The following is a 19,791-nucleotide window of genomic DNA, read 5'->3' on the forward strand; positions in this document are numbered from 1 at the left end:
CTGGGACGTCGCTCAAATCTATCAGATGCATGCCTTCATCGCAGGCTACGGGGGGCTATATTTTCGGCGACGACGGCACGAATCCGGACGATATCGGACTGAGCGGCGAAGGCGCGGTCGAAGGCGTGAAGTTCGCGCGGAGCCTGAAGGCGCTGTTCCCGCTGAATACGGCGGACATCAACAACAACGTGATCTCGGGCCTGTTCCAGGAAGGCCGTGCCGCCGCGATGATCGAAGGTACGTGGCAGATGGCCAATCTGCGCAAGGCGGGCGTCGACTTCGGCGTCGTCCAGCTGCCGCTGCTGCCGAACGGCGAGCATCCGCAGAGCCTCATCAGCGTGCGGTCGCTGTTCGTCAATTCCTACACGAAATATCCGAACGCCGCCAAGCTGTTCGCGGAGCTCGCGACGAGCCGCGACAACGCCAAGCTCCGCTACGAGATGACCGCGCAGCTGCCCACGCGGCGGGATCTGGTGAGCGATCCGGCCATCATGGCCGATCCGAACGTCTCTTCGTTCCTCGCGCAGCTGCAGAACGCGACGCCGCTGCCCGTCATTCCCGAGACTTCGGCGCTGTGGGTGCCTTCGTACGCGGCGTTGTCCGTCATCTGGAACGACGACCGCGCCGACATCAAGAAAACGCTGGACAATATGGCGAATCAGATGCGCACCGCCATGAAAACAAGCGGATGAGCCGGGGAGATCGCGCGATCGCTTATCGCGCCGGTCCGGCGGGTCCGGCGACGGCAGGGCTGCTGTCCGCTTTCTGCGCGGGAGGGGGACAGCTGCTGAACCGCCAATACGCCAAAGGCGCGCTGTTCATGGCGGCCTATGCCGTCGCGCTGATCGTCGGCGCGCCGCGCATCGGCCGGGCGCTCGAAGGGCTGATCACCCTCGGCGACACGCCGACGCGGATCGTCGACGGCGCGCTCGTGCGGGGAGACCATTCGATTTTCCTGTTGATCAACGGTCTGCTCGCCTTGTTCGCCGGCGCTGCGCTGCTGCTCCTCCACGCGCTGAACGTGACCGACGCTTATCGGCACCGCGCTGCCCTGATCGCAGGCGGCGGACCGTTCCCCGGAACCCGCAGATACGGCGACGCGGCGGCGGCCCAAGCCCTGCCGAAGCTCGGGCGACCGGCGCCGGTCCATCGCCGCTCCCGCGACGGGCGGACGGCACTGCTGCTGCTCGCGCCCGCGCTGCTGTTCGTTCTTTTCGTATCGGTCGTGCCCATGCTTTTTAACGTGCTGATCGCCTTTACGAACTACGCGTCGCCGAACCATATTCCGGATCGCTCCCTCGTGAGCTGGACCGGCCTGCAGACGTTCTCCCGCCTGCTGTCCGACCGGGCGTGGACGTCCACCTTCGGCGGCATCTTCGCCTGGAACGTCGTTTGGGCCGTGTTGTCCACGCTTGTCGCCTACTTTGGCGGTCTCGCCGTCGCGCTGTTGATCGAGCACCGCAAGGTCCGGTTCAAAAAGCTGTGGCGAACGGCGTTCGTGCTGCCCTGGGCGTTCCCGTCGTTCATCGCGATCCTCGTCTTCCGCGTGCTCTTCAACGGCGCGCTCGGTCCGGTCAACGGCCTGCTGGAGCGCGCCGGACTGCCGGCCGTTCCTTGGCTGTCCGACCCGACGGTCGCCAAGCTGACGGTGCTGCTCGTGCATTTCTGGATGTCGATGCCGTTCCTGATGGCGCTGCTGGCCGGCATCCTGACGACGATCCCCAGAGACCTGTACGAGGCCGCCGAGGTGGACGGCGCGGGCGGCGCGTCGAAGTTCAGGCGGATCACGATGCCGCATGTGCTGATCGCGACTTCGCCGATTCTGATCATGCAGTTCGCGTCGAACTTCAACAACTTCAACCTGATCTACCTGCTGACCGACGGCGGTCCGCCGAATCCGGACTACTACTTCGCGGGTTCGACCGACATTTTGCTGTCCTGGATCTACAAGATGACGCTCGAGCAAAACCAGTTCAACATGGCTTCGGCCGTCTCCATCGTCATGTTCGTCGTCGTCGCGCTCGTCTCCGTGCTGAACTACAGCCGCACCCATTCGTTTCGAGAAAAGGATTGAGCGACCATGAAACGTATGCAAGACCATCTTGTCGCCGCGGGGCTGTATGCGCTGCTGGCCGCCATCTTCGCCGCGACGGTGTATCCGCTCGTCTGGGTCGCCGGCACGGCGCTCAATCCCGGCGATACGCTGCTCATCAGCAGCATGGTGCCGGAGCATCCGACGCTTCGGCACTTCGGGCGGCTGCTGCGCGAGACGGACTTCGCGCTGTGGTACCGCAACACGATGTTCATCTCCGTATCCAATATGCTGCTCTCGACGCTGCTCGTGACCGTGACGGCGTACGCCTTCTCGCGCCTTCGCTTCAAGGGGGAGGCAGGTCGGGCTCATGACGCTGCTCGTGCTGCAGATGTTCCCCGGCTTCCTGTCGATCATGGCGATCTTCGTGCTGCTGCTCCAGACGGGGCTGCTCAACACGCATCTGGGGCTGATCCTGATCTACGCGGGCGGCTCCGTCTCGTTCGGGGTTTGGGTGATGAAGGGTTACTTCGACACGATTCCCCGCAGCCTCGAAGAGGCGGCGATCATCGACGGCGCCGGGCGTGCCGACGTTTTTATCCGCATCCTGCTGCCGCTATCGGTTCCCGCGATTACCTTCGTCATGCTGACGGCGTTCATCGGACCGGTCATGGACTTCATTTTGCCGCAGATCGTGCTTCGCTCTTCCGACAAGATGACTTTGGCGCAGGGGCTGTACGGCATGGTGTCGGACAAAATGAACTCCAGCTTCAGCCTGTTCGCCGCCGGCTCCGTGCTGACCGCGCTGCCGATCACCGCGCTCTACATGTTTTTTCAGAAGTACCTGATTCACGGCCTGGCCGCGGGAGCGGACAAGGGCTGACCATTCATCGCGCCCGCGCGGCGCCTAGGAGGACGTTATGCCGTCTAAAATCGTAACGCTGGCCGGATTCCGGTCCGAATTTTTGGACAATGAGAGAGAGCTCTATGTTTACTTGCCCGACGGCTACGGAGAGGCAGCGAATAAGGACGTTCGCTACCCGGTGCTGTATATGCAGGACGGACAGCATGTATTTGCCGCGGACAGCCGGGGCGGCTCCTGGGAGGCGCACAAGACCGCCGATCGCCTGATCGCACAAGGGCTGATTCGCCCGATCATCATCGTAGGCGTCGCCCACGTGACCGGCGCGCGGGTGGCCGAGTACATGCACCCGGTGCCGTGGCTCGATAAGGTATTCGGCCAAGGCGCGCAGGGCGACCTGTACGAGCGCTTCCTGGCGGAGGAAGTGAAGCCCTACATCGATCGCGAATACCGGACGCTGCCGGATGCCGCCCATACAGGGGTGCTCGGCTCGTCGGCAGGCGGCCTGATGGCGTACAATCTCGGCTTCCGCCGTCCGGAGACGTTCGGCCTCGTCGGCGCGCTCTGCCCGTTTTTCGTTAGGCCCGACCAGCGCCAGGAGCAGGAGCTGTGGCTCAGCGAGGTTCACCGCTTCAAGCCGCCGATCCGGGTCTGGATGGACGTCGGCGGCGCGGAGGGCTTCACGGTGATGGAGCGGCACGTCCGGACCGTCGTCGGCGCCATGATCGAAGCGGGCTTCCGTCCCGGGGCCGACCTGATGTATCACTTCGTACCCGAATCCGGTCATTATCAGAAGGACTGGGCAGCCCGGCTCCACGAGCCGTTGATCTTCCTGTTCGGGCATCCGGGGCGTATCGTCCGATCGCGTCTGCACGGACCGGAGACCGTCAGCCTGACGGAGCCGGCCGCGTGGTTCAGCCCCGCCGACGAGTACGACAGCGGGTTCGCCGCCACGAATCTGGACGGCGCGTACGCCGTGTCGCAGCCGTCGGTGCTCTCGGTGCTGCCGGACGGCACGATCGTGCCGCGCCGGGAGGGCGCGGCCGAGGTGACGTACACGAACGCGGCCAAGCAGCAGGTCACGCGGGCGGTCGCGGTCGTCGCCGGCCTGCCGCAGACGGTGCGGGTCAGCTTCCGCGTCGAGGTGCCGGCCGATACGCCCGATACCGAGATGATCTACGCGGGCATCGAGCTGCCGAAGATCGGCGCGCGGCTTTACGGCGGCACGTTCGCCCTGCCCCGCGGGTTCGCGGTCGAATTCCGCATCTCCCGCGGCATGGGCAGCGAGGAATCCGACGAATGGGGCCGGGAAGTCCCGTATCGGCTGCTCCGGGCCGAAGAAGGGCTGCTCGCCGCATACAAGGTGAAGGGCTGGATCGACATAGCGCCGCGCCGAACCGACGCGGCCGCAGAAGAGGAGGAGACGGCATGACGCTGCTGCGCATCGACAAATTCCGTTCCGAGCTGCTGGACAACGAGCGGGACATCTATATTTATTTGCCGCCCGGCTACAGCCAAAGCTCCGAGCGACGCTATCCCGTGCTGTATTTGCACGACGGTCAGAATGTATTCCACCCCGGCTACAACGGGCAATCGTGGAATTTGCACCGCATCGCCGACCGGCTCATCGCGGAAGGACGAATCGGGGAGATCGTCATGGTCGGGGCCGCCAATATGGAGACGGCGCGCGCGGACGAGTATACGCATGCGCTCGAAGGCGTCGATTATGCCCGCGACAAAATGGACATTACGCCGAAGGGCGAGCTGTACGAGCGATTCCTGATCGAGGAGCTCAAGCCTTACATCGACGCGGTGCTGCGGACGAAGACCGGTCCGGCGCATACCGGATTGCTCGGATCTTCGCGCGGCGGCCAGGTCACCTACCATATCGGGATGCGGCGAGCGGACGTTTTCGGCATGATCGGCATCATGTCGCCTTACCTGTATTACGTCAATCCCGACAACCTCGCGGAGACGCGCGTATATGCGAGATTCAAAGGCAGGCCCCCGCTCCGCAAGATCTGGATCGATACGGGCGGCAAGGAAGGAACGTTGATCCTCGAAAAGCACGTTCGGGGTCTCGTCGACGAGCTGCTCGCGGCCGGCTACGAGCCGAACCGGCAGTTGGCGTATTACTTCGATCCGGAGGCGGCGCACACCGAAGCGGATTGGGAAGCGCGCGCCGCGCTGCCGCTGCTCCACTTCTTCGGACAGCCGGGCGAGCTGGCGGACGTCAGCCTTCAGCCTGCGCCGGCGACGGCGCTGCACGGGCCGGACGCGGTCGGACGGTTCGTGCCGGCGGCATCGTATGCCGGCGGGCTGCGCCTGACGCCGCTTGGCGGTGGCTTCGCGGCGACCGGACCCGCGGAAGGCGTCGCGCGCGTCGACGACGGCGGCATCGTCCGGGGCGCGTGTGCGGCCCCGGTCCGCGCGGCCTATTCCTTCGAGGGACGAACGGCGCAGGCGGTATGGCCGCCGGGAGAGTGAGGCTGCCGAAGGACGGCGGCGGTGCGGAAGCGACGAGCTTCCGCATCGTCGCCGTTTTTTTAACTTTATAGAAATAAAAAAGGAAAACCGGTTTCCTTGACCTTGGAGTGTGAAGGCCCGCAAACGTTGAACAATGAAAAAAAAGCTAAACTTTAGATTCCATTAAATAGGAATAAATGGAATTATTATCGCCATGTCAAAACGCGTTGATTGGTCCTCTCCGATTGCGGTTTCTGGCATAGCCGTTCGATTGGAACCGCGCCGCTGTGGCATTTGCGGGATTTGTCGTATTTTCCCGATCGCCTGATCATAGCAAAATAAGATATTGAAAAAGCAAAAATATAGTGCTACAATCTGGAAAAATTGAAGGCCATGTTACCGAAAGGTACAACCTCGAACGCAAGTCGGGGCTGTGCCTTTTTCTTTTTTTTTGGCCCGGGAGGGATCACGTCCGGTTTTGTCTCACGCAAGCGCTATGGCTTAAGCCCGATCGACAGGAATCAAAGAGGAGGACGGAGATGAACCGAGGAGCGCTCTATCATCGCCACAAGCAGAATTGGGCTTTTATGTACGACGACGAGCAGGTGCGGGTGAGGCTGCGCGCGGCGCGCGGCGATATCGACGAAGCCGTCGTCTGCTACGGGGACAAGTACGACTGGCACGGCACCGAGCGTCGCGCGCGGATGGAAATCAAGCTTGCCGATGCGCTGTACGACTACTGGGAGGCCGATATCGCGGTCGATTCGCGCAGGCTCAGCTACCGCTTCCTGCTGACGTCCGGACAGGAGCGGATCTACTATGGCGAACGCTGGCTGGACGAGCAGCCTCCGGAAGAGTCGTTCGGCAACTTCGAGTATCCGTACATGAACCCGGACGACGCGATCCGGCCGCCCGGCTGGGTGAAGGATGCCGTGTTCTATCAAATCTTTCCGGATCGCTTCGCGAGAAGCGGCGAGGCGGCGGGAGGGCCGTTCGAGCCTTGGGGGGGAGCGCGCCGACGAAGCAGAACGCCTTCGGGGGGCGACCTGCGCGGCGTGATGGACAAGCTCGATCATCTGTCGGCGCTCGGCGTGAACGCGATCTACTTTACGCCGCTGTTTCAGGCGCCGTCGAGCCACAAATACGATACGGAGAATTTCTATGCGGTCGACCCGCAGTTCGGAACGGCCGAGACGCTCAAGGCGCTGGTCGAAGCCTGTCATGCACGCGGCATCCGCGTGCTGCTGGACTTCGTATTCAACCATACCGGCAGCCGCTTCCCGCCGTTCGTCGACGTGCTGGCGCGCGGCGCGGCATCGCCGTACGCGGACTGGTTCCATGTGCGAAGCTGGCCGGATCCGCACTCGGGCGCTCCGCTCGTCTGCGAGACTTTCGGGTACGAGGCCGATCTGCCCAAGCTGAACGTATCCCATCCCGCGACGGCCGAATATCTGCTGGAGGTAGCCGCGTACTGGCTGCGAGAGGCCGATATCGACGGTTTCCGTCTCGACGTCGCCAACGAGATCGACCACCGTTTCTGGCGCAGGCTGCGCGAGACGGTCAAGGCGGCGAAGCCCGACGCCTATTTGCTCGGGGGAGATTTTCCACGACGCGATGGCGTGGCTCGGGGGCGACCAGCTCGACGCCGTGATGGATTACCCGGTTCGGGATTTGGCGATCAAGTTTTTCGCATCCTGCATGATCGACGCCGAGACGTTCGCGAACGTCGTCTCGCAGCAGCTCGCGTTGTATCCGCAGCAGGTGTGCGAAGCTTCCTTCCAACTGCTGGGCAGTCACGATACGGCGCGACTGCTGACGCTGTGCGGCGGGGACGAGGCGCGGATGAAGCTTGCGGTGCTGTTCCAGTTCACGTATATCGGCGCGCCCTGCATTTACTACGGCGACGAGATCGGCATGAGCGGGGAAAACGACCCCGACAACAGGCGCTGCATGATCTGGGCGCCGGACGCGCAAAATCGCGAGCTGTTCGCGTTCTACAGGGAGATGATCGCGCTGCGACGGTCGCACGGCGCGCTTCGCGGGGGCGGCATCCGATTTTTGCATGCGCCGGCGGACGGGCGAACGCTGGCATACGAGCGATTTGCCGGAGACGAGCGAATCGTCGTGGCCTTTAACGCCGGCGCGCAGCCGCAGACGCTGCGACTCGGTCTGGGCCAGTCCGGCGAAGACGAGGCGGCGGGCATCGAGACGTGGGAGGCGCTTGGCGGGGGCGCCTTCCGTCTGCCTGGCGGAGGGGAGCGAGGCGGCGTCCCTGAGTTTCAACCGTCCCGCGACGGCTGCCTTGAGCTGCCGCTCGGTCCGTTCGGCAGCGCGGTGCTGCGGCGGCGCGTCCGCAAGGGGGCGCCGGCATGAACGCGCTCCAGTGGACGCCGAGAGGCAAGCTCGAGCTGACGGAGGTCGCGGAGCCCGCCGTCGCCGCGCCGACGCAGGTCAAGATCCGGATCGAGCTGACGGGCATCTGCGGTACGGATCTGGCCGTCATCGCCGGCAAGGAGGAGGGCGTGCCGCATGTGACCCGCGGACATGAGGCGGTCGGCACGGTCGTCGAGACCGGACGGTCGGTCCGGCGGCTGCGGCCCGGCGATCGCGTCGTCATCGATCCGAACTGGAGCTGCGGCGCTTGCGAATATTGCAGGCGGGAGATGCCCAATCTGTGCGTCGGCTGCGGCGGCGGGATGGCGATCGCCGGACTGAACGCGCCCGGGACGTTCGCCCGCTACTATGTGTCCGAGGAGCGGTTCGTGCACCGCCTGCCCCGCGGCATGTCCTGGGAGCGCGGCGTGCTCGTGGAGCCGCTCGCCTGCGTGCTCCACAACCTCCAGGAGGCGCAGGTGAAGCGCGACGACGCGGTGCTCGTCATCGGCTCGGGGCCGATGGGCCTGCTCTGCCAGATGGCGAGCCGGGCGACCGCGCGCCTGACGGTCGCGACCGAGCTGAACCCGGCGCGGCTGCGGGCTGCGCAGCGGATCGCGGACGCGGCCTGCCGGCCGGACGAGCTCGAGGCCGTCGCGGAGCGGATCGCCGGCGGCCGAAAGTTCGACGTCGTCATCGACGCGGTCGGCAACCAGCTCGAGGCCGCGGAGCGCTGGATCGGGCGGGGCGGACGGATCGTGCCCTTCGGCATCGACGCCTTGTACCGCTACTCGATCTCGCCGGTCCGGCTCGTCCAGAACGGCATCAGCATCGTGGGCGCGGGCGAGTACCGCTGCACGTTCCCGCTCGCGCTGCAGCTCGCGGAGACGATGCCGGGACTCGATTCGCTCGTCACCGGCCGGTACCGGCTTGAGCAGCACGAGCAGGCCGTGCGCGAGCTGCTCGGCTACGATCCGGAGACGGGGGGAGCGAGTCGTCTCGGAGGCGATCAAGACGGTATTCGCGCCGTGGGCAGGCGCGCCGGTGGAAGAGGCCGGATGAGGCTCGGACGGGAGCGCGCGGACCGGGCGCGGAAGACCATGAGCAATCCGGCGCGAGCATGGCGCAAACGGAAATATCGCGATTAACAAGGGGGGACGAGGCGCATGAGCGCGGGCAGGAAGATTGAAGAACTGGTGATCTGGCACGAATTCGACGGGCCGGGAGACACCTCGGTCGAGGTGCTCGAGGAAATCGGGCGGATGTACGAGGCGCGCTGCGGGATTCGGGTGCGCGCCGAAGCGATGAGCATCGCGGACCTTGGCCGGCGGTTGACGCGGCTGCCGGAGGACGGCACGGGACCGGACATGGCGATGGTTCCTTCGGATATGGCGAACTACTGGGAGGCGGCGCGGCTGTCCGAAGTGGACGCCGAAGCGCTGGAAGGCATCGCCACGGCGTCCGCGCTCGACACGATGCGGATCGGCGGACGTCTGTTCGGCGTCCCCGTGCTCATGGGCAACCACCTCGTCCTTTACGTCAACAAGACGCATTATCCCGAATTGCCGCAGGACTGGGAGGAACTGGAGAGAGAAGCCTTGCGTCTGCGGGAGGCCGGAATCATTCCGCTCGGGATCGATCTCGGTCAAGCCTACAATTTCATTCCTTTCCTGACCGCCTTCGGCGGCTGGCCGATGGAAGAAGGCCGGGTCTCGCTCGATACGGACGCCGTGGAGCAAGCGCTGGCTTTCCTGCGGCGCGGCTTGGCATCGGGCAAAATCGCCAGCCTGGACGGCGCGACGACGCTGCTCGAACGGTTCTCCGAAGGACACATCGGGGCGATCGTGACAGGCGAATGGATCTACAACTATTTGAACCGCAGGCTGGGCGACCGTCTGGCCGTGAGCGCCATTCCGGCGATCGGGGGACGGCGCGCCGTATCGATGTGCTCTTCGATCGGACTTATTTTTCCTTGCGGATCGTTGTCGTCTCCGCGCGGCGCGGCTCTGCGCGCCTATGCGGCCTTCATGCTGAGCGACGAATGCCAGCGGCTGTGGTCCGACCGGGTGCAGCGGATACCCGCGTCGATCGCCGCGCTGCAACAGATCGAATCGGCCGGGTCCGCGAACAAGCGGCGGCTCATCGAACAGCTGCGAGCGAGCCGGCCGATGCCGGTCAGCCCTTATATGATCGCCGGCTGGGTCGGCATGGAGGAGGGGCTCCGGCGGCTGCCGGAGGACGGGGCCGCGCTGGCGCGCGCCGCCATGCAGGAACGGGCGAGGGCCGTCATGGCCGAAGTGGACGACTATGTGGATCAACTCAAAAAAGGGGCGAGTTTCGTATGAGAGTGACCGTATTCAGCCAGGTCTCCATCGACGGCAAGCTGACGTTCGGCGAAGGGCATTCGAGCAAGGAGCTTTTCCAACTGTTCGACGAGGACGACATGACGTATATTCACCGCTTCCGCGGCCAGGTCGACGGGATCATGGTCGGCAAAAATACGATTTGCACGGACAACCCGTTCCTGACCAACCGCTACGAGCCCAATCGCAATCCCGTCCGGATCGTGCCGACCCGAACGCTCGACATTCCGCCGACGAGCAACATTTTGTCGGATGCCGAACGCACGCTGATCGTGACGACCGAACGCGGCATGAACGCGGACAAGCGGCGCCAGATCGAGGATAAAGGCAAGCAAGTCATCGTGTGCGGCGAGGAGCTCGTCGACTTCGCCGCGCTGTTCGACCGGCTCGAGACCGAATACGGCTTCAAGCGGCTGATGGTCGAAGGCGGCGGCATGCTCAACTGGCACGTTTTCGATCGCAATCTCGTGGACGAGATTATCCTGATGCAGCTGCCGATCATCATCGGCGGCGGCACCAACATTACGCTGGTGGACGGGCAGGGCTACGACCGCATGTCGTTCACGAAGCGGTTCAGCGTCGTCGACGTCCAGCCCCGCAAAAATTATACGCTGATGCGTTACGCCCGTTATCGCGATGCCGGGGAGGATGCTTTGCTTCATGGATGACACCAAGGCCGGCTTTTACAAAAGCTTGTACAAAATCGCCGTACCCATCGCGCTGCAGAGCCTGATCATGGCCGCCCTGTACATGACCGACCAGCTCATGGTCGGGCAGCTCGGCGACGTGGCGATCGCTTCGGTGGGCATGGCGAGCAAGATCTACAGCGTCATCTCCGTCGTGCTCGCGGGTCTCGCGACCGGCTTGTCGGTGTATGCGGCCCAGTACTGGGGCAGCAAGGACGTGCGCAGCATCAACGATCTGCTCGGCATGACGCTGCTCATCGGGCTGTCCTTGTCCGCGGCGTTCTCGGCGTTCGTTTTTCTCATGCCGGAGTTCTGCCTGGGGCTGTTCACGACCGACGCGCGGGTGACGGGAGAAGGCGACATTTTTCTGAAAATCGTGGCGCTCAGCTACGTGCCGACGATGCTCACGATGGTCTATTCCGCCATTATGCGCAGCACGGGTCACGTTAAATATCCGATGTACGTCAGCCTGGCGGTCGTCATCGTCAACATTGCGCTGAACTACTTGCTGATCTTCGGCAACTGGGGATTTCCGAAGCTGGGACTCGCCGGCGCGGCCTATGCGACGCTGACGGCCCGCATCGTCGAGTGCCTGCTGATCATCGGTGCGGTGTACCGGTTCAAGCTGCCCGGCGCGGCGGGATTCAGGCATTTGCTGCGCTTTCGCGGCGACCTGGCGCGGAAGTTTCTGCTTACGACGTACCCGATCGTGCTGACGGAGCTGATCTGGGTGCTGGGCGAGGCGGCTTACGCCGTCATTTACAGTCGGATGGGCACGACCGAGATGACGGCGATGACGGTCACGTTTCCGCTGCAGGGTCTTAGCATCGGGCTGCTGTCGGGCCTCGCCGGCGCGGCGGGAGTGCTGGTGGGCAACCGGCTCGGCGCGGACGAGCATGCGCTCGCCCTCGACTATGCCAGGCGGCTGATCCGCGCGGGCATCGGCCTGTCGCTGGCGTTGGGCGCGGGCATCGCGGCGCTGTCGCCGCTGTACGCGTCGGCGTTCTCGATCACGGGGGAGGCGCGCGACCTGTCCGTCCACGTCCTCTGGGTATTCGCGGCGTTCATGTGGGTGAAGGTGGCCAACATGATCATCGCTGGCGGCATTCTCCAGAGCGGCGGGGACAGCAAGTTCGTATTCAAAATGGAGTCGGCCGCCACCTGGCTGATCGGCGTCCCGCTCGGGCTGCTGCTCTCGTTCGTCTGGAAGCAGCCGCTGTTCTGGGTGTATTTTTCCTGTCGCTCGAGGAGCTCGTTCGCCTGGGCGCGGGACTGCTGCGGTTCCGGTCGCGCAAATGGATCAAAAATCTGACCGGCAGTCAAATCTCGGCCTAAGGAGGAAAAACGATGCGTATGACCGATACCGAGCGTCCTGCGTCAGCGGCCGGAACCGCCGCTTCGTCCACCGCTTCAGCCGCGGCTCCAGCCGCCTTGTTTCCGCTGACCCATCCGCAAAAGCGGATCGGCTACGTCGAGCAGCGCTATCCGGATACGTCGCTCCATGTCGTGGGCTGCACCTCCGTCATCCATGGCGCGGTCGACTTCGAACGGCTGGCGCGTGCGATACGCCGGTTCGTGAGCGAGCGCGACGCGTTCCGGCTCGCGTTCGTCGAGACGCCGGACGGCCTGATGCAGCGGCTGCGGGCGGCCCTGCCTCCGTTCGAGATTCCGCTCGTCGATCTGTCGGGCGAAGCCGATCCGGATGCCGAGCTGGAACGCTTCGTGTGCCGCGGCGCGTCCGAGCCGATGCAGCTTGCCGACGATGTCCTGTTCCGCTTCGCGATGTTCCGGCTGGACGGCGGCCGCACGGGCTATACGTACCGGTTCCATCACGCGATCGCGGACGGCTGGTCGGTGCAGCTGCTGTCGGAGCGGGTCGCGGACCTGTATGAGTCGGATCGGGAGGGCTGGACGACCGGGCGATGGGACGAAATGAAGGCAGACAGGGAAAGCGTGATGGAAACGGCAGGGGAAGGCGTGACGGAGGGGGCCGGCTATTTCGCGCTATTGGAGCGGGAGCGGCAGTACGCCGCTTCGCAGCGATTCGAGCGGGACCGGCGCTTCTGGCAGGCGCAGTTTTCCGAGCTGCCGGAGCCGTTGTATCCGCTCGCCGAGGGCAGCCTTGCCGGCGCGCGTCATTCGTTTCGCATCGATCCGGAATCGAGCGAGGCCGTTCGGCGCCAGGCCGAGGCGCTCGGCGTCTCGGTCCATGCGCTGTTCGCCGCGCTGGCGCTCGTCCTGCTTCATCGGGACGCGAACGCCGCCGACCTGGTCGTCGGCATGCCGGTTTACAACCGAACGAACCGCGACGAAAAAAGGCTGTTCGGCATGTTCGCCAGTACGATGCCCCTGCGAATCCGGGCGGAAGCGTCGGATACGGCGAACGACTTCGTCCGGCGGGTTCACGAGCGGCTGAGGGCGTGCTTGCCGCATCAGAAGTACCCTTACGATCTGCTGACCCAGGATCTGGCGCTGCGAAGGCAAGGCCAAGACGGGCTGTTCCAGGCGACCGTCAACGTGTACAACACGAGGCCGCGCGATACGCTGGGCGGGCTGGCCGTGGAGACGCGGGAGCTGTACGCCGGCTGCCAGACGAACGCGCTGGACGTCGTCGTCCACGAATGGGCGCCGGACGGCGGCTTCACCGTCGATTTGAAATACCGCAAGGTCTGCTTCGACGCGCAGCGCGTCGAGGCGATGGCGGAGTCGCTTGCGGCGCTGCTTGTCGGCATGATCGCGGACGGCGGGCGCCGGCTGGCCGAGTTGCCGATGACCGGGCAGCGGACGCTTCGCCTGCTGGCGTCGTTCAACGATACGCGCCGGGCGTACGCGGAGGGCCGCACGCTGCACGGTCTGTTCGAGAGACAGGCGGCGCTGACGCCGGAGCGGATCGCCGTCGAATGCGCCGGACGCACCGTGAGCTACGGACGCCTGAACGAAGCAGCGGACCGGATCGCCGGGCGTCTGCGGGGCGTAGGGGCCGGACCGGGCGCGATCGTTGGCTTGTTGGCGGAGCGGTCGCCAGCGCTGCTCGCCGGCATCTATGGCATCCTCAAGGCCGGCGCCGCTTATCTGCCGCTCGACCCCGCGCATCCGGCGGATCGGATCGCCTACAGTCTGGCGGACAGCGGAGCCGGATGTCTGCTGGTCTCGCCGGGCATGCGCGATCGCGCGGCGGCATGGACGACGGCGAGGGGAGAAGCGCTTGTGCTCGTCGAGCTGGAAGCCTGGCTTGGAGCGGCGCCAGGCGCCGAGCCGGAAGCGGGGGAGAACGCCATCGGACGGAGCGGCGGGCCGGACGCGGGCGACCTCGCTTATCTTATTTATACGTCCGGTTCTACAGGCAAGCCGAAGGGCGTCATGATCGAGCACGGAGCAGCCGTCAACTTCGTCGAAGCGATGGCGGAGGCGCTGCCGCTGCCCGGCTCGCCGGTCGTGCTCGGCGTGACGACGGTATCCTTCGACATCTTCGTCACCGAAGCGCTGCTGCCGCTGTCCAAGGGCATGCGGGTCGCGCTCGCGACGGAGGCCGAGCTTAAGGACGGGGACGCGCTGCGGTCGCTGATCTCGCGCAGCGGAGTCAACGTCGTGCAGATGACGCCTTCGCGAATGCAGCTGCTGCTGGAGTGCGACGATCCCGCGGAGCCGTTTCTTGGCGGCATAGAGGTGTTGATGCTGGGCGGGGAGCCGCTGCCGCCCTTGCTGCTGACGCAGCTCAGGCAGCGGACGGAGGCCCGGATCTTCAATATGTACGGACCGACGGAGACGACCGTATGGTCGACGCTGCAGGACGTGACCGCCGAACGGCGCATCACGGTAGGCAGGCCGATCGCCAATACGGAGGTGCTGATCCTGGGCCGACAGGGCGAGTTGCTTCCGGTCGGCACGCCCGGCGAGCTGTGCATCGCCGGCGCGGGGCTTGCGCGCGGCTACCATGGCCGGGACGAACTGACGGCGCGGTCGTTCGCGGCCCATCCGCTTGCGGGCGGCAGGCTGTACCGGACGGGCGATCTCGCCCGCTGGCTGGCGGACGGCACGATCGAGCATCTCGGACGGCTCGACCGCCAGGTCAAGATCCGCGGCTACCGAATCGAGCCGGGCGAGATCGAGAGCTGCCTGCTGGCGCACGACGCCGTCCGGATGGCGGCGGTCGTCGATCGCGAGGACGCGCAAGGCATCCGCGAGCTGTACGCGTATTATACGGCTTCGCGGCCGGTGTCGCCGTCCGAGCTGCGTTCGTTCGCCGCGCGCTGGCTGCCGGCGTACATGGTTCCGGCGGCTTGCGCGGAGCTGGCCGCGCTGCCGCTCACGCCGAGCGGCAAGGTCGACCGGCGCGCGCTGGCCGACCTGCCGCCGGGCGCGGCCGTGTCTGCCGCATCCGGCACAGCCGCGCAAACGCTCGCAGCAGCATCTGCCGCGCAAGTGCCCGCGGCAGCATTCGCTGCGCAAGCCTCCAGGGCCGCCGCCTCCGCCGCCGATGCCGTTCAGGCCGCAGCCCTCGCGGGCGCGCAGGCCGCAGCGTCCGCTCGCTCGGACGGCGGCGCCCGGGCGCCCGGCATCGCAAACGCGCCCGGCGCCGGGTTCCAAGCCGCCGGCGCGTCCGAAGCCCGACCGACGCCGGACGCGGGCGACGCGGACGTCGCCGGCCCGCTCCGATTCAGCGACGCCGCGGGCGATCGCGCGCTGGCCGATACGATCGCGGCGTGCCTTTCCTCGCTGCTGCCCGGCGAGCCGTTGGGCCCGGACGACGATTTTTTCGCTTGGGGCGGCCATTCGCTCCATGTGCTCCGGGCCGTCGCCCTTCTCAAAGCGCGCGGCATTCCCGCCAAGGCATCGGACCTGTACGCCGAGCCGACCCCGGCCGGGCTCGCCTCGCTGCTGGTGCGGCGACAGGGGCGCTTTGCCTTCCGCGCGATCGAGGAAGCGGGCGCCGCGCAGATGCAGGCGCCTTCGCCGATCCGCGTGCTCGGGGGCGTCGTGCCGAACCGGGACGCCTTTACGTGGGAACAGATCAACTGCTTCACCAAGCCGATGGCCATTTTGTTCGATTCGCTGGCGCCGGGCGGCTTCGAGCTGTTTTTGTTCCATGTTCAATTCGGCCTTACCTTTTTCCCGGACGGCTGGAAGGCGGATTTGTTCGAACGCGGCAGCGAACCGCACGCCGACTTTTTCGAGCTGTACGAGAAGACGCTGAAGCCGATTTTCCAGGTGGACATCGATCGTCGCTCGTTCGGCAGCGAGGCGGAGATGAGGGGAGATCCTCGCGGACACGCTCGAACGGGGACATCCGGCGCTCGTACCCGGCGATCTGTACGGCCTGTATTATTCGCATCATTACCGCAGCGAACCGCACACGCACTACTTTATCGTCAAAGGCTACGACGCGAAGCGGGACCTGCTGTTCGTGCTGGACAACATGCATATCGACGACGGCGCGCGGCCGGTCTACCGGGATTTCGTCGTCCCGTTCGCCGCATTGTACGAGATGAGCAGGCTATACGCGGCGAACTGGTGCGCGGACGGCACCTTGCCTTATCTGTGGTCGCTGGGCCGCTCTGCGAACGAACCCCTTTCCCCTGCGGCATCCCTTGCTTACCATCGCGATCAGCTGGAGCGCTGGCGGCGAGGGGAGTCGCAGCTCCGGTTCCTGGAGCGGGAGATTGCGGTCGAGGTGGAAACGCGGCAGGATGCCGGCAGATTCGCCAAGGCGATCCCCCCTCTCGAATTACAAGACCGTCTACTACGAGCTGCTGTTCAAGCTGCTCGGGCAGGCGGGAGGCGTCGCTGCCGATATCGAAGCGCTTCGGGCGCGCAGCGCGAGGATCGCGGCGGCCTGGGAGCCGATTCGGCTCGCGATTTTCGACCGGATCGGGGAAAGGACGTATCGCTTCGCGGACATGATGCCGGAGATCGAGCGGATCGTGGCGGAGGAGCATGCCTTTTTCGATGCGGCGCTGCTTCAGTTAAGGGCGGCCGTATCGGCCGCGGAGGGGGGAGCGCGAGAACAGCGAGGCGGTCGAACTGGATGGGGGCGAACGTCTTCGGGTGTTCAATCCGAACGGAACCGCGATCGAGCGGTCGGGCGAACAGATCCGCATCGTGCATACCGCGGACCGTATCGACGATACGTGGATCGTGAAGGACGAAGCGCCGCAGCTTGCTGCTCTCGCCGGCTTCAGTCGCGTTCGCCTTCGAGACGGAGACGATGAACGACGTGAAGTTCGGCGGCTGCTTCCACAATGGCATCATCGTGAAGTTCAGGAGCAAAGGCAAGATGATGTTCGGCTGCGCTAGGCGCAAGCTGCTCGGCGTGTTCTATCCGGAGCGCACGGATAACTACGAGCTGTACGCGAGGCCGGAGGTGGACGCCGTGCACGGACTTCGCGTCGAGGCGTCGGACGCTGGCAAGCTGCGTTTTCTGGCCAGGCACGATGCCGGCGAGCCTTGGGAGCTGCTGCTTGAGCTGGATGCGCCGGACACGGTCGACCGGATCGGATTGTTCTCGAAGACGTGGGAGCCGACCGAGCAGACGACCTTATTTTCAAACGTGAAGTATGTGACAGGCGCACGGGCGATTGAGCCTGCGGATGCGGGGAGAGGGGAAAGGTACGATGCGAATTGAGAAGCCGTTGCAGCGGATCGCGGCTTTCGTGGGAGAGCAGGGCGAGGGCCGGGCACGGATCTGGGTACCGGAAATTTGGAATACATGCGGGTACGCGAACATCGCTGAGCGGCGGGGGGGCGAGATTCTCGTCGATGCCTACCCGTTTTTGTCGGCGCATCTGGCTCGGTTGACGGATGGCGTCTCGCCCCGCGCCGACGCCGAGGTCGCGTCCGCACGCGAGCCGGCGAAGGAAGGGGCGGCAGCGACCGCAGCGACCGCATCGGCCGCGACAGCGCCCGAAGCCGATCTTGACGACAGCATCATCTACAGCACGCTGGTCCGCTATTCGACGGCTTGGGACTACGATAGCGACGGCGCGATCGAGTCGGGCACCTTTCTCCGATTCATGCTCCTGCTCCCGCTGCTTAAGCGCATGGGCGTGAACATCGTCTATATGCTGCCTGTGACGCGGTACAGCACGCTGCATCTGAAAGGCAATATCGGTTCTCCCTACGCGGTGCAATCGCTCTTCGAGCTGGATCCGAACCTGCACGATCCGCTGCTCGACGGCATGCCGGAGCTGACGCTGCACGACGAGCTGTCCGCGCTGGTAGAGGCTTGCCATGCGCTGGGCATGCGGGTCGTCGTAGACTTCATTCCGCGGGTGACCGCGCGCAACAGCGACCTGCTGGCCGCGCACCCGGATTGGGTGTACTGGATTCGCAAGGAAGCGCTGGACGGCTTCCGGCTGCCGCATATTCCGGAGCTCGGCTTTTTTGAAGAGTGTACGCCGGACAAGCTGGAGACCGTGTACCGCAGCGCCGAGACCGCGGACTTCCTGGCGCAGTTTTCCCAGCCGCCGAACGTACTGGACAACGCGCTGTGGCAGAAGCTCAAGCGCCGCGCGGCAGAGACCGGCGAGGAGCTGCTGACGCTCGTCGAAGCCGAGATGGGCGTCACGACGTCGCCTGCGCACTCGGACTGGATCAACGACGTGCAGCCGATCTGGACGGACATCACGTTCTGGCGGCTTTACCGCGATACGGCGCCGGCTGCCCGCCCCTATATTCGCGAGGATCAGCCGCCCTACGTGCTGTTCGATACGATTAAATGCAACTATTATCCGGGCGAGGAGCCGAATCGGGAGCTATGGGATCTGCTGGTGGCGGCAGCAAGGTTCAATCTCGAGCGTTACGGCATCGACGGATTTCGCATCGATATCGGGCACGTGCTCCCGATCCCCCTGCTGGAGGAGATCTTCGACGCCATCCGCTCGATCCGCCCGGACGCGCTGCTCATCAGCGAGGATCTGTTCAACCGCAACCACCGCAAGGCGGCGGCCGTCGGCTACAATATCATGCTCGGCAGCGGCTGGAACGTGATGACGGACATCCGCAAGGACAATCTGCTCGCCTACGTCCGGGAGCTGCCGGAGCTGGACATCCATGTGTTCGCCTGCGCCGAGACGGCCGATACGCCGCGCATCACGAGCCGGGGCGGAACGGCGCTCGCGCGGATGATCGCGGTGTTCAATCACTTTTTGCCGCGAGCCATTCCGTTCCTCGCGACCGGCTTCGAGCTGAACGAAGAGCGGCCGATGAACTGCGGACTCGGCGACAATACGGACGGCGCCGACATCCCGCGCGCGTTTTTCCACGAGATGGCGATGGACTGGACGAACCCGAGCCCGATGATCGGACTGCTGGAGCGTCTGTCAGAAGCGCGCAAGCGGCTTGCTGCCGCTGATGAAGCCGGAGCGCTTTTTTTCGCCGGACACGCCGGACGATATCGTCGCTTACGGCTATCGATCGGATGCGGGCACGGTGCTCGCCGTGTTCAATCTGGGTACGGAGGCGGCGGTTCCGCTCTCGGTATCCGAGCTGCTGCGGGACGGTGCCGAGTCCGGCGCGAGCGGCGGCGGGCTCGCGGTGCGCATCGACAGCGAGCCGGGAGAGGGGCTGCTGGAAGGACAACGCGTGGATCGGTTTAAGCTGGGGCCGCGTCAGGCGATCGTGCTGTCGACGGACTAGATCGCTCGCAGCGGCGAAAAAGCGGCAACAGCCCGGAGGGGCTGTGCCGCTTTTCGAACTTGCTTGTGCAGGCGCAGGGGGGGGGGAGAGCGGAAAAACCTTCCGCTATTGGCCCGCGTAGCCGCCTGGCGCAGATGGCTTAATAGGATGGTGGAAGAAAATTCCGCTATTGGCTCGTGCAGCAGCTCGGCGCAGGTGATAGCGGAAGAAACTTCCGCTATTGGCTCGTGCAGCAGCCCAGCGCAGGTGGATAGCGGAAGAAAATTCCGCTATTGGCTCGTGCAGCAGCTCGGCGCAGGTGGATAGCGGAAGAAAATTCCGCTATTGGCTCGTGCAGCAGCTTGGCGCAGGTGATAGCGGAAGAAACTTCCGCTA

General features: G+C 65.0%; 12 protein-coding genes and 3 pseudogenes. All 15 read left to right on the plus strand.

Annotated elements, in window-relative coordinates; translation table 11 throughout:
* Positions 1–29 precede the first annotated feature (29 nt).
* The 15 genes and pseudogenes from OMP40_RS12875 to OMP40_RS12940 all read left to right on the plus strand — a co-directional run bounded on the left by OMP40_RS12875 (position 30) and on the right by OMP40_RS12940 (position 19,376).
* Positions 30–692: an extracellular solute-binding protein gene (locus tag OMP40_RS12875; protein WP_277531811.1), complete on the plus strand. Its 663-nt coding sequence runs from the start codon at positions 30–32 to the stop codon at positions 690–692.
* Positions 689–2,074 (plus strand): carbohydrate ABC transporter permease, encoded by a 1,386-nt coding sequence (locus OMP40_RS12880; protein WP_277531812.1) that lies wholly within the window; start codon positions 689–691, stop codon positions 2,072–2,074. The genes OMP40_RS12875 and OMP40_RS12880 overlap by 4 nt, the downstream gene beginning before the upstream one ends.
* A gap of 6 nt (positions 2,075–2,080) precedes the next feature.
* A pseudogene (locus OMP40_RS41630) lies at positions 2,081–2,915 on the plus strand (sugar ABC transporter permease).
* 37 nt (positions 2,916–2,952) lie between these two features.
* Positions 2,953–4,326: an alpha/beta hydrolase gene (locus OMP40_RS12890; RefSeq protein ID WP_277531813.1), complete on the plus strand. Its 1,374-nt coding sequence runs from the start codon at positions 2,953–2,955 to the stop codon at positions 4,324–4,326.
* A complete protein-coding gene (locus OMP40_RS12895) occupies positions 4,323–5,381 on the plus strand; it encodes an alpha/beta hydrolase (protein WP_277531815.1) in 1,059 nt (352 codons plus the stop codon). The genes OMP40_RS12890 and OMP40_RS12895 overlap by 4 nt, the downstream gene beginning before the upstream one ends.
* A gap of 566 nt (positions 5,382–5,947) precedes the next feature.
* A pseudogene (locus tag OMP40_RS12900) lies at positions 5,948–6,880 on the plus strand (alpha amylase N-terminal ig-like domain-containing protein); the annotation flags it as partial.
* 94 nt (positions 6,881–6,974) lie between these two features.
* A pseudogene (locus tag OMP40_RS12905) lies at positions 6,975–7,472 on the plus strand (alpha-amylase family glycosyl hydrolase); the annotation flags it as partial.
* Between the two features lie 12 nt (positions 7,473–7,484).
* Entirely contained in the window at positions 7,485–7,733 is a 249-nt protein-coding gene (locus OMP40_RS40090; protein WP_338131168.1) for a hypothetical protein, read from the plus strand.
* Complete coding sequence (locus tag OMP40_RS12910; protein WP_277531816.1) at positions 7,730–8,881, plus strand: zinc-dependent alcohol dehydrogenase; 1,152 nt, start codon at positions 7,730–7,732, stop codon at positions 8,879–8,881. Before OMP40_RS40090 ends, OMP40_RS12910 begins: the two co-directional genes overlap by 4 nt.
* An 18-nt stretch (positions 8,882–8,899) precedes the next feature.
* Entirely contained in the window at positions 8,900–10,078 is a 1,179-nt protein-coding gene (locus OMP40_RS12915) for a sugar ABC transporter substrate-binding protein (RefSeq protein WP_277531818.1), read from the plus strand.
* Entirely contained in the window at positions 10,075–10,764 is a 690-nt protein-coding gene (locus OMP40_RS12920; RefSeq protein ID WP_277531820.1) for a RibD family protein, read from the plus strand. Before OMP40_RS12915 ends, OMP40_RS12920 begins: the two co-directional genes overlap by 4 nt.
* A complete protein-coding gene (locus OMP40_RS12925) occupies positions 10,757–12,094 on the plus strand; it encodes an MATE family efflux transporter (protein WP_277531822.1) in 1,338 nt (445 codons plus the stop codon). Before OMP40_RS12920 ends, OMP40_RS12925 begins: the two co-directional genes overlap by 8 nt.
* Positions 12,095–12,129: 35 nt before the next feature.
* Positions 12,130–16,683: a non-ribosomal peptide synthetase gene (locus tag OMP40_RS12930; protein WP_277531824.1), complete on the plus strand. Its 4,554-nt coding sequence runs from the start codon at positions 12,130–12,132 to the stop codon at positions 16,681–16,683.
* 256 nt (positions 16,684–16,939) lie between these two features.
* On the plus strand, positions 16,940–17,404 hold the full coding sequence (locus tag OMP40_RS12935; protein WP_277531826.1) for a hypothetical protein: 465 nt from the start codon (positions 16,940–16,942) through the stop codon (positions 17,402–17,404).
* Positions 17,394–19,376 (plus strand): alpha-amylase family protein, encoded by a 1,983-nt coding sequence (locus OMP40_RS12940; RefSeq protein WP_277531828.1) that lies wholly within the window; start codon positions 17,394–17,396, stop codon positions 19,374–19,376. Before OMP40_RS12935 ends, OMP40_RS12940 begins: the two co-directional genes overlap by 11 nt.
* Positions 19,377–19,791 lie beyond the last annotated feature (415 nt).

It is taken from the genome of Cohnella rhizosphaerae, assembly GCF_029525575.1.
Taxonomy (GTDB): domain Bacteria; phylum Bacillota; class Bacilli; order Paenibacillales; family Paenibacillaceae; genus Cohnella; species Cohnella rhizosphaerae.

Coding starts and splice junctions, on each gene's coding strand:
- OMP40_RS12895 (WP_277531815.1), top strand. CDS start 4,323: ATGACGCTGCTGCGCATCGACAAATTCCGTTCCGAGCTGCTGGACAAC.
- OMP40_RS12920 (WP_277531820.1), top strand. CDS start 10,075: ATGAGAGTGACCGTATTCAGCCAGGTCTCCATCGACGGCAAGCTGACG.
- OMP40_RS12880 (WP_277531812.1), top strand. CDS start 689: ATGAGCCGGGGAGATCGCGCGATCGCTTATCGCGCCGGTCCGGCGGGT.
- OMP40_RS12915 (WP_277531818.1), top strand. CDS start 8,900: ATGAGCGCGGGCAGGAAGATTGAAGAACTGGTGATCTGGCACGAATTC.
- OMP40_RS12875 (WP_277531811.1), top strand. CDS start 30: ATGCCTTCATCGCAGGCTACGGGGGGCTATATTTTCGGCGACGACGGC.
- OMP40_RS12940 (WP_277531828.1), top strand. CDS start 17,394: ATGCGAATTGAGAAGCCGTTGCAGCGGATCGCGGCTTTCGTGGGAGAG.
- OMP40_RS12925 (WP_277531822.1), top strand. CDS start 10,757: ATGGATGACACCAAGGCCGGCTTTTACAAAAGCTTGTACAAAATCGCC.
- OMP40_RS12910 (WP_277531816.1), top strand. CDS start 7,730: ATGAACGCGCTCCAGTGGACGCCGAGAGGCAAGCTCGAGCTGACGGAG.
- OMP40_RS12890 (WP_277531813.1), top strand. CDS start 2,953: ATGCCGTCTAAAATCGTAACGCTGGCCGGATTCCGGTCCGAATTTTTG.
- OMP40_RS12930 (WP_277531824.1), top strand. CDS start 12,130: ATGCGTATGACCGATACCGAGCGTCCTGCGTCAGCGGCCGGAACCGCC.